The sequence below is a fragment of the Priestia sp. JSM ZJ58 genome (assembly GCF_044383985.1).
Lineage (GTDB): Bacteria > Bacillota > Bacilli > Bacillales > Bacillaceae_H > Priestia > Priestia zanthoxyli.
On the sequence record NZ_JBISEM010000001.1, the window covers coordinates 746,369 to 757,856 of the forward strand.

9 protein-coding genes are annotated in these 11,488 nt (G+C 39.1%); all 9 read left to right on the plus strand.

Going from position 1 to position 11,488, the window contains the following annotated elements:
• Nucleotides 1-127: 127 nt before the first annotated feature.
• The gene (asd, locus tag ACH6EI_RS03835) at nt 128-1,171 is read left to right on the plus strand and encodes an aspartate-semialdehyde dehydrogenase (RefSeq protein WP_013058824.1); all 1,044 of its coding nucleotides are present in this window, start codon (nt 128-130) and stop codon (nt 1,169-1,171) included.
• A gap of 39 nt (nt 1,172-1,210) precedes the next feature.
• Nucleotides 1,211-2,443, plus strand: coding sequence for an aspartate kinase (gene dapG, locus ACH6EI_RS03840; protein ID WP_028411393.1), 1,233 nt, complete (start codon nt 1,211-1,213; stop codon nt 2,441-2,443).
• A gap of 75 nt (nt 2,444-2,518) precedes the next feature.
• A complete protein-coding gene (gene dapA, locus ACH6EI_RS03845; RefSeq protein ID WP_013058822.1) occupies nt 2,519-3,391 on the plus strand; it encodes a 4-hydroxy-tetrahydrodipicolinate synthase in 873 nt (290 codons plus the stop codon).
• A gap of 194 nt (nt 3,392-3,585) precedes the next feature.
• On the plus strand, nt 3,586-5,253 hold the full coding sequence (locus tag ACH6EI_RS03850) for a ribonuclease J (RefSeq protein ID WP_028411392.1): 1,668 nt from the start codon (nt 3,586-3,588) through the stop codon (nt 5,251-5,253).
• A gap of 105 nt (nt 5,254-5,358) precedes the next feature.
• Entirely contained in the window at nt 5,359-6,111 is a 753-nt protein-coding gene (locus tag ACH6EI_RS03855; protein ID WP_013058820.1) for a ClpP family protease, read from the plus strand.
• Nucleotides 6,108-6,317, plus strand: coding sequence for a YlzJ-like family protein (locus ACH6EI_RS03860; RefSeq protein WP_028411391.1), 210 nt, complete (start codon nt 6,108-6,110; stop codon nt 6,315-6,317). Before ACH6EI_RS03855 ends, ACH6EI_RS03860 begins: the two co-directional genes overlap by 4 nt.
• Before the next feature lie 138 nt (nt 6,318-6,455).
• Nucleotides 6,456-8,813 carry an FtsK/SpoIIIE family DNA translocase gene (locus ACH6EI_RS03865; protein ID WP_099331250.1) on the plus strand — a complete coding sequence of 786 codons (2,358 nt, stop codon included), beginning with the start codon at nt 6,456-6,458 and terminating at the stop codon, nt 8,811-8,813.
• A 640-nt stretch (nt 8,814-9,453) separates the two neighbouring features.
• Complete coding sequence (locus tag ACH6EI_RS03870) at nt 9,454-10,179, plus strand: GntR family transcriptional regulator (protein WP_028411389.1); 726 nt, start codon at nt 9,454-9,456, stop codon at nt 10,177-10,179.
• A gap of 133 nt (nt 10,180-10,312) precedes the next feature.
• Complete coding sequence (locus ACH6EI_RS03875) at nt 10,313-11,401, plus strand: BMP family lipoprotein (protein WP_028411388.1); 1,089 nt, start codon at nt 10,313-10,315, stop codon at nt 11,399-11,401.
• The last annotated feature ends 87 nt before the right edge of the window (nt 11,402-11,488 follow it).

The following is an 11,488-nucleotide window of genomic DNA, read 5'->3' on the forward strand; positions in this document are numbered from 1 at the left end:
TCTCAAAGAAGAGAAGATTTTAAAAATCTTCTCTTCTTTGACGCAATGAAGCATAATAATATGTTAAAATAGTCAGTATATGCAGATAAATGTTGAGTAGTTGAAAATTGTTGGAGGCGGTATTAAAATGACAAGAGAATTACATGTAGCAGTAGTAGGAGCAACAGGTGCAGTAGGACAACAAATGATTAAAACCCTACAGGAGCGTAATTTTCCAGTTGGTAAATTAACGTTATTATCTTCAGCTCGTTCAGCTGGTAAAAAAGTGTTGTTTAACGGAGAAGAAGTTGTTGTGCAAGAAGCAACTCCTGATAGCTTTGAAGGCGTGGACATTGCTTTATTCAGTGCAGGCGGCAGCATTTCAAAAGCACTTGCACCAGAGGCAGTAAAACGCGGAGCAATCGTTGTAGACAACACAAGCGCTTATCGAATGGATGAAAATGTCCCGTTAGTTGTGCCGGAAGTGAATGAAGATGCATTACACGCACATAACGGAATCATTGCTAATCCAAACTGCTCTACAATTCAAATGGTAGCAGCATTACAGCCATTACGCGAAACATACGGCTTATCTAAAGTGCTAGTATCAACGTATCAAGCCGTTTCTGGAGCAGGTGCTGCTGCAATTAATGAATTAAAAGAACAAGCTAAAGCTATTTTAGAAGAAAAAGAGTTTACACCGGAAATTTTACCGGTTGGTGGAGATAAAAAACATTATCAAATTGCTTTTAATGCCATTCCGCAAATTGATAAATTTCAAGATAACGGTTTTACATTTGAAGAAATGAAAATGATTAATGAAACGAAAAAAATTATGAGCATGCCTGAATTGCCAGTAGCTGCTACTTGTGTTCGTCTACCGGTTGTAACAGGTCATTCAGAGTCAGTTTACATTGAAATTGAAAAAGACGGTGTAACGGTAGCTGATGTGAAAAATTTATTGGCTGATGCACCTGGTATCGTATTGCAAGATGATCCAGAAAATCAAGTATATCCAATGCCAGCAGACTGTGTAGGTAAACGAGATGTGTTTGTCGGCCGTATTCGTAAAGATTTAGATCGCGATAACGGTTTCCATATGTGGATCGTTTCTGATAACTTGTTAAAAGGTGCAGCTTGGAATTCTGTACAAATTGCAGAATCACTTATTAAGCTTAGCTTAGTAAAATAAGCGCAACCAGAGTGTCTCGGAACATGATGAGGTGTAAGTATGAAAATAATCGTCCAAAAATTTGGAGGAACTTCCGTTCGTAACGAAGAAGGAAGAGCAAGAGCAATCTATCATTTAAATAATGCATTAAGTGAGGGTTACAAAGTAGTCGTTGTTGTATCGGCAATGGGACGAAAAGGTGAACCGTATGCAACGGATACATTGCTTTCACTTGTTGATGGAAATAAAGCGTCTCTTAACAAACGTGAGCTTGATATGCTTATGGCATGCGGAGAATTAATTTCATCGGTTGTGTTTACAAATTTATTAAACGAAAATGGGATTAAAGCTACAGCATTAAACGGTGCACAGGCAGGGTTTGTGACGAATGATGATTTCACCAATGCCAAGATACTAGAAATGAAATGCGACCGTTTGTTAAAAGAATTAGAAGAATATGATGTCGTTGTCGTAACAGGCTTTCAAGGGGCAACTGCTGAAGGTGATACAACAACGCTTGGACGCGGAGGTAGCGATACATCTGCTTCAGCGTTAGGTGCAGCCCTTATGGCTGATTACATTGACATTTTCACGGATGTAGAAGGTGTGATGACAGCGGACCCGCGTATTGTAGAAGATGCAAGACCGCTATCCGTTGTCACATATAACGAAATATGCAACATGGCTTATCAAGGTGCAAAAGTAGTTCACCCACGTGCTGTAGAGATTGCCATGCAAGCAAAAGTACCGATGCGCGTCCGTTCCACGTATGCTGATTCAGAAGGTACGCTCGTTACATCTCAAGGTGAAGCACAGCAGCGTGGAAGCGATGTGCAAGAACGCCTTGTAACAGGCATCGCCCACGTATCCAACGTGACTCAAATTAAAGTTTTTAGTAAAGAAGGCCATTATGATACGCAAGCAGAAGTATTCAAAGCAATGGCACAAGAAAAAATCAGCGTAGATTTTATCAATATTTCACCGAAGGGTGTTGTATATACGGTAACAGATGAAGCAACTGACAAAGCAATTGATGTGCTTCATGCGCTAGGGTATGAGCCGGCTGTTATTCGCAACTGTGCCAAAGTATCAACGGTTGGAGCAGGAATTGCAGGAGTGCCTGGTGTTACATCTAAAATTGTTACAGCTCTTTCTAGCGAAGGTATTCAGATTTTACAATCTGCTGACAGCCATACGACGATTTGGGTGCTTGTAAAAGAAGAGGATTTAAAGAAAGCCGTTAATGCTCTTCATGGTGCCTTTGACTTGTCAAAAGCACCGCAAAAGAGATAAACTACATGTTCCGTTAGCTATAAGCTAACGGTTCATTATATGAATAGGGATAATGCAATTTCAAGGAGTGAAAACATGATTGATTTTGGGAAAGTCGCAACAGCGATGGTAACGCCTTTTGATCATAAAGGAAATATTGATTTTGAAAAAACAACGCAGCTTATTAACTATTTAATCAGCAACGGTTCAGATGCGTTGGTTATTGCAGGAACAACGGGTGAATCTCCTACGCTTTCAACAGAAGAAAAGCTGGCGCTGTTCCGCCACTCAGTAAAGGTAGTAGATGGCCGTGTACCTGTTGTTGCAGGTACAGGAAGCAATAATACGTATGCATCAATTGAATTAACGAAAAAGGCAGAAGAAATCGGCGTAGATGCGATTATGATTGTAGCACCTTATTATAACAAGCCGAATCAGGAAGGCTTATATCAGCACTTTAAAACAATTGCTGAAAGTACAGAGCTGCCTGTCATGTTATACAATATTCCGGGGCGATCCGTGATCAATATGTCTGTGGATACAATTGTACGCCTAGCTGAACTGCCAAATGTTGTAGCGTTAAAAGATGCAAGCGGCGACCTTGACGCAATGACAGCTATTATCGCACAAACAAGCGATGATTTTGCTTTATACAGCGGTGATGATGGCTTAACACTGCCGGTATTAGCAATTGGAGGAACTGGGATTATTTCTGTTGCCTCTCACGTTATTGGAAATGAAATGCAAGAGATGGTTAAGTTGTATGAGTCAGGAAATCCGAAAGAAGCAGCAAAAATTCATCAGCGTATTGTACCTGTGATGAAATCTCTTTTTGCGGCTCCAAGTCCAACGCCTGTTAAAACAGCTTTACAGCTAAAAGGGTTAGACGTAGGATCGGTACGATTACCTTTAGTTCCGTTAACGGAAGAAGAACGCCAAACGTTAGTCAGCACATTAAATACGCTATAAGCTATAAGTATGTTTTTTAAACGTCTCTTCATTGACCGTATATACGAGTTGATGAAGAGACGTTTTTTTCTTATAAGATAATAGAAGAGCAGATGACGGAAATAGACGAATGAAATTTCTTGTATTCCAATTCTTACTTCAGTTATAATGTAAGCAAATGAAATTGTACGGGTGAAAGTAAGTAGGAGGAACTTATGGTACTAGAAAAGACAGAAAATATTAAAATTTCAGCCTTGGGTGGAGTCGGAGAACTTGGAAAAAACATGTATGTGGTGGAAATCAATGAAAACATATATGTGTTAGATGCAGGGTCAAAGTTTCCGGGAGGGGAAATGTTAGGAATTGATATTGTCATTCCTGACATTACATATTTAGTAGAAAATCAGCAGAACGTAAAAGGCATTTTTGTTACTCATGGACACGAAGAGCAAATTGGGGCTATTCCCTTTATACTTCAAAAATTGGACGTGCCGGTATATGGTACAGAATTAACGCTAGCACTTATCAAAGAAAAGTTAAAAGAGTATGGAATTAAAAAATATGAAGCTTTACATCCTATCACTTCGTCAACGGTTTTATCGTTTGAAGGAGTGGATATTTCATTTTTTAGAACGCAGCACAGTATACAAGATTCAGTCGGCATTTGTTTACAAACCAATCAAGGTGCGATTGTATATACAGGTGATTTTAAATTTGATCAAAACTCAGTCAGCATTCAAAGCGCTGATATTGGAAAAATGGCTGCCATTGGGGAAAAAGGCGTCCTGTGTTTGCTTTCAGACAGTACAAATGCGGATAAGCCAGGCTATACAGTTTCCGAGGCCGTCATCGGACAAAATATTACCGACGCTTTTTATAAAAGCAAAGGTCGAATCATTGTTGCTGCATACAGTTCCAATCTGCACCGTATTCAGCAAATTATTCATGCCGCATATCAGCATGGCCGTAACCTGATCATTATGGAAAAGAGTATGCTGAAAATCATTGATATTGCAGCAAAACTTGGACATTTGCAGCTGCCTGAGGATTTAATTGTTCCTGTGCAAAAGCTAAAGGATCTTTCAGAACATGAAACGGTTATTTTAACAACAGGTCATCACGGAGAGCCGATTTCAGGTCTTACTCGAATGGCTAAACAGTCCCATAAATTTATTCAAATCAAACAAGATGACACGGTGCTGCTGGCTGCTACACCCGTGGCGGGGCACGAAACGACCTTTTCAAAAACAATTGACGTCATCTTTCGTTTAGGAGCAAGCGTAGTGTTTGCTCAGAAGAAAGTGCAGGCTTCCGGACACGGCAGTCAAGAAGAATTAAAATTTATGATTAACTTAACAAAGCCGAAATATGTCATGCCTGTGAATGGAGAGTACCGAAAACAAAAAGCTTATGCAAAGCTAGCCGGTCAATTAGGAATATCAGAAGATCATATTTGTTTGCTTGAAAAAGGTGAGCGAGTTGAGTTTAAAGATGCTCGCATGTACCCTAGCGGTTCTATTCAAGCGGGAAATACGCTCATTGATGGACTAGGCGTCGGCGATATTGGGAATATCGTTCTGAGGGATCGCAGGCTGCTGTCACAGGACGGAATCTTAACGGTAGTAGTTACGATTAATAAACGTCAAAAAACAGTAGTAGCGGGGCCAGAAATCATCTCCCGCGGATTCGTCTATGTAAGAGAATCAGAAAAGCTTTTAGAAGAAGCAACGAAGATTGTTCAGCAAATTTTAGAAAAGTGTATGGAAGACAAAGTGATCGAGTGGTCTTCATTAAAATTAAAAATGAGAGAAAGTTTAAATCAATTTTTATATGAAAAAACCCGTCGTAAACCGATGATTTTACCGATTATCATGGAAATCTAATGTGAAGCCTTCCCGCTGGGAAGGCTTTTTATTTGCAGCTGATGCGGATGTAATAACTATGAGAAGTTCATACTACTATTATCAATAAGTGAAAGGAGCTAGAATATGTTTGAAAATAACGAAAGATTACATTCTGATGAAGCGCCTCAGCAGCCTAATAAAAATGAAGAAAGCAAGGGCGGAATATTAGATAAAATTCAACAATTGGGACAGACCAACGTGGCTCAGCTTCCTCAGGATTCTAATATTCACTGTTTAACGATTGTAGGACAAATCGAAGGGCACATGCAGCTGCCTCCTCAAAATAAAACGACAAAATATGAGCATGTCATCCCGCAAATTGTGGCGATTGAACAAAATCCAAAAATTGAAGGATTGCTTATTATTTTGAATACAGTAGGTGGAGATGTAGAAGCAGGTCTTGCCATTGCGGAAATGATCGCTTCGTTATCCAAGCCTTCTGTGTCCATTGTGCTAGGAGGCGGACATTCAATCGGTGTTCCAATTGCGGTTTCAACTGATTATTCGTATATTGCCGGTACAGCGACCATGACCATTCATCCCATTCGCTTAACGGGTCTTGTTATTGGTGTACCGCAAACATTCGAATACTTAGATAAAATGCAAGAGCGCGTGATTAACTTTGTGAGAGAACACTCTCATATTTCAGAAGAAAAGTTTAAAGAACTTATGTTTTCAAAAGGGAACTTAACGCGTGATATCGGGACAAATGTAGTTGGCGGAGATGCTGTTTCATACGGGTTAATTAACGAAGTAGGCGGAGTTGCTCAAGCAATCAAAAAATTGAATGAACTGATTGAGCAAGGACGTCAGAATGAGGAGCAGCTGCTGCAATGATTTTATATACAATGATGCCACAAGAACTGATTTTTCAGCAGTCTTATCATCAAGAACAATCTCAGCCAAAGCTTATTAATCATAATGGAATCCCGGTTATCGTTGAAGAAAATGAACAAAAACAACAGCAAATTGTGAGGGTTTTAAGCACGAATCCTCAAGATTATTTGAATGAAAATTATTATCCTGGTCAAATTTTGTCGTAAGGATTTCAGTATAATTATGGTGAATATGGTATAATGAATATGACGAAGAAGGCAGCCGCTGTATTGGCTGCTTTTTTATTCAACTGATAAAAGAAACAAAATCAACATAGGGTGTTGGACGTTGATTGGAGTGGAAAAATGGCAAAGAAAAAACGAAGAGGTCAAATAAAAAAGGATGAATGGAAACGCATATTGCGCTTTGAGCTTATTGGATTATTTTTATTAGCGTTAACGTTAATTGCCATGGCAGGACTCGGTGCTGTAGGACAGGCTCTTGTACTCGTGGTCCGCTTATTTATTGGCGAATGGTATATGCTGTGTTTAATCGGAATGGTTATTCTATCTGTTTATATTATTTGGAAAAGAGAAATGCCTCCTTTAGTGACGCGGCAGCTTATCGGTACATACCTCATTATTTTATCTATTTTACTGTTTAGTCACGTGACGTTATTTGAAAATTTATCGAAAAACGGAACGTTTACAGATCCATCTGTCATTATGAATACGTGGGATTTGTATATGCTCGAAGCAACGGGACAATCGAATCACAGTGATTTAGGGGGAGGGATGATAGGAGCTATTATGTTTGCCATGTTCTACTATCTGTTTGATAGCTTAGGAACAGAACTTATCGCTGCCTTGCTTATTGTGATTGGGGTACTGCTCATTACCGGACGTTCGCTTCACGAAACGGTATTAAAACTTCTGTCACCTCTAGTTAATTTTTTAACAATGGAGTTAAAAGAAGGCTGGCAAGATATTCAGACGTGGAAACATAAGAAGAAAAAAGCCCCTAAAACAACAAAAAAGAGACGCCAAGAAAAAGCTGTTCAAGAACCTGAAGAAAGCGTGGAAATAGAAGTGGAAGCACCTTCGCCTCCAATTATTGAACACTTTGATTATGGAGAGGAAGAGTCTAGTCAATCTCCTGCTGCTCCTATAGCTCCGGTGCCTCCGGTTATGGAATCGAAGCCTGTAGCTGCTGCACCTCAACAGCCAAGGCCGCAAAAGGAACAGGAAGAAGAAAAAGCTCCTATGATTACCTTTACTGAAACGGAAAATAAAGAGTATGAGCTTCCTCCTATCAAGCTATTGACGATGCCAAAGAAAAGTAACCAGGCAAAAGAGCATAAAAACATTTATAAAAATGCCGAAAAGCTTGAAAAAACGTTTCAAAGTTTCGGCGTAAAAGCAAAAGTGGCAAAAGTTCACCTTGGACCAGCTGTTACAAAATATGAAGTATATCCTGATGTAGGAGTAAAAGTAAGTAAGATTGTTAATTTAAGTGATGATTTAGCACTTGCATTAGCTGCCAAAGATATTCGGATTGAAGCTCCAATTCCCGGGAAATCAGCGGTAGGAATTGAAGTGCCGAACGAAGAAGTAGCGATGGTTTCACTTAGAGAAGTACTTGAAGCGACTGAAAATAACCGACCTGATAAAAAGCTATTAGTTGGTTTAGGAAGAGATATTTCAGGCGAAGCTGTGCTAGCAGAGCTTAATAAAATGCCTCATATGCTTGTAGCAGGGGCAACAGGAAGCGGAAAAAGTGTGTGTATCAACGGTATTATTATTAGTATTTTAATGAGAACAAAGCCTCATGAAGTAAAATTAATGATGATTGACCCTAAAATGGTTGAGTTGAATATGTACAATGGTATTCCGCATTTATTGGCTCCTGTCGTAACAGATCCGAAAAAAGCTTCTCAAGCATTAAAGAAAGTTGTAAGTGAGATGGAGCGACGTTATGAGTTGTTCTCACACAGCGGAACGAGAAACATTGAAGGGTATAACGATTTAGTAAAACGTATGAATGATGATGGAGACGCCGATGCAAAACAGCCGACTCTTCCTTATATTGTGGTGATTGTTGATGAGTTGGCTGACTTGATGATGGTTGCTTCATCTGACGTCGAAGATTCGATCACACGTCTTGCTCAAATGGCTCGTGCTGCCGGCATTCATTTGATTATTGCTACACAGCGACCATCAGTAGATGTTATTACTGGAGTTATTAAAGCAAACATTCCTTCCCGAATCGCTTTTAGTGTATCTTCACAAACTGACTCTCGTACGATCCTAGATATGGGAGGAGCTGAGAAGCTTCTAGGAAGAGGAGATATGCTGTTCATGCCTGTTGGAGCTTCAAAACCTGTGCGTGTGCAAGGTGCCTTTTTATCAGATGAAGAAGTAGAAGAGATTGTTGATTTTGTAATTGCACAGCAAAAAGCACAGTATCAAGAAGAAATGATTCCAACAGATGCCCCTGAACAAGTCGATGATTTTGCAGATGAGCTGTATGACGAAGCGGTTCAGCTTGTGGCAGAAATGCAAACAGCTTCTGTTTCTATGCTGCAGCGACGCTTTCGAATTGGCTATAACCGGGCTGCACGCTTAATCGATGCGATGGAAGATCGTGGAGTGGTTGGGCCTTACGAAGGAAGTAAGCCGCGTTCGGTGTTGATTTCTCAGCAAAATGAAGATGTTGGATCTTAATAAGGTTATTAGAAAAGATGGAGCTGGGACAAAAGTATTTTAGCCTAAGTGAAAAACGAATCACTAATCAACATGTCTGATTAGCGGTTCGTTTTTTTTGTTAGGGTGAATATAGGTTTCATCCGTTTCGTTCCTTCTAGCAGTTGACTGAAAGACAAGGTGAAGACTCCTGCGGGAAAAGCGTAAGCGACGAGGAGGCCCATCGCCCGCCCGTGGAAACCGAAGTCTTGCACGGAAATCAACTGCGGTGTCGCAAGCGTTTCAGCTCATGTATCTTATTTGTTTGTCTTTAGATTGGATTCATTTAGTTATGTCTCAACCTCATTTTTTTATGGAAGAAGAGACGGTAAGAATAGTATTATACAAAAATATGTCATGCTAAATAAATAAAATAAAAACGAATATTAAAAAATTTAATGACTAAAATGTTTGGGTTTTATCTAATATTAGAAGAAAAGTAGGTTGTTAGGTATGCTGACATTAAAAAATAACAAAAATTCATTTTTTTAAAAAAATATTAAAAATTTTAACAAAAAATTAATATAACCTATTTATTTATCTGTCGAAAAATGATATATTATTTTCGATTAAGTAGTCGAACATCAGAGGTCTGATGACTTTTTAATATGGAGGAAGAGTGATGTCTATACGTGCGGATAATCGGCACTTGTATTTACAAGTGATTGATAAAATTAAACAAAATATAGAAAAAGGAATTTTTAAAGAAAAGGAAAGACTCCCTTCAGAGTTTGATTTATCAAAGCAGCTAGGGGTTAGCCGCGCAACGCTACGTGAGGCACTTCGCATATTAGAAGAAGAGAATATTATTGTTCGCAGACACGGCGTGGGAACATTTGTCAACACGAAGCCTACTTTTTTGTCAGGGATTGAGCAATTAAATAGTATAACACATATGATTGAACAAGCTGGTATGAAGGCCGGAACAATCTTCTTATCTTCTCAAATACAAGAGTTGTCTGAAAATGATTTAACACGTTTTGCTTGCGGGGAAGACGAACAGATTTTATTTGTTGAACGGGTGAGAACGGCAAACGGAGAGCCTGTTGTATATTGCATGGACAAGGTTCCTCAAAAAATATTGCCTGAAAATTTCGAATATAAACAGGAATCTTTGTTAGAAATTCTTGAAAAACAAGCAGGAAAGCACATTTCATACGCCGTGGCAAATATTGAGCCTCTAGGCTATCATGAAAAAGTTTCTCCTATTTTACAATGCGAGCCAGAAACCGCTTTGCTTGTGCTGAAACAAATGCATTATGACCAGTATGATGAACCCATTTTATATTCCATCAATTATTTTAAAGCAGATCAATTTAGTTTCCAAGTACTGCGTAAACGCGTCTAGTTTTTTTATGGTTAAATGTCAGAAAATTTACAACTATTTAATATTGTCCTTTTAAGGAGGTGTCAAATGTAGGTCACAGGGACGAAATAGAAAATTGGCTTTATACTTTTAAAACTATTCAGGGGGTTAAAACATGTTAAAACGTAAAACGGGACTTGCATTATCACTAGTATTAGCGGCAGGAACACTTTTAAGCGCGTGTGGCTCAAACGACGCAGATAAGAGCAGCGGAGATAAAAAAGCAGCGGATTTTAAAGTGGGAATGGTAACAGATACGGGCGGGGTAGATGATAAATCGTTTAACCAATCTGCTTGGGAAGGTCTAACAAAGTTTGGGAAAGACAACGGACTTGATGAAGGGACTGGATACAAATATTTGCAGTCTACAAAAGCATCTGAATACGAGAGCAACCTTTCTAAATTTGCTGAGAGTGGCTACAACTTGACGTATGGAATTGGCTTTTTGTTAAAAGAAGACATTAAAAAAGCAGCAAAGCAGTATCCAGATGCTAACTTTGCATTAGTAGACGATACGTTAAAGTCAGAAAATTTAGATAACGTGGCGAGCATTCTATTTAAAGAAGAGCAGGGCTCTTTCTTAGTAGGTGTAGTGGCAGCGAAACAAACGAAAACGAACAAAATCGGCTTTATCGGAGGCGTTGAATCTCCATTAATCAAGAAGTTTGAAAACGGATTTAAAGCAGGTGTTAAATCTGTAAACCCAGACGCTGAAGTTATTTCTCAATACGCGGAAAGTTTTAACTCTCCAGAAAAAGGCTCAGCTATCGCTTCTACCATTTACAGCAAAGGCGCTGATATTATTTATCAAGCGGCTGGCGGTACTGGAAACGGCGTATTTACAGAAGCTAAAAACCGTTCAAAAGGCGGTAAAGACAAAAAGGTTTGGGTAATTGGAGTTGACCGCGATCAGCATGAAGAAGGTATGCCTGAAAACGTAACGTTAACTTCGATGGTAAAACGCGTTGACCTTGCTGTAGAAGATGTTGCAAAACAAGCAATGGACGACAAATTCCCAGGCGGTAAAGAGGTTGTGTTTGGCTTAAAAGAAGACGGAGTGGGAATTGCTCCATCACAAGATAATGTAAGCAAAGATGCGTTAAAAGCAGTTGATGAGTATAAGCAAAAAATTCTAGACGGTGACATTACAGTGCCTCAAACGGATAAAGAATTTAAAGAGTTTGAAAAAACGCTTAAAAAATAAGCTGATATCTGTTAAGCAATGATTATATGAGTTTAAAAGGCTAGTGAAAACTAGCCTTTTTCATAGCCAAAAAACGGAAGACAGAAT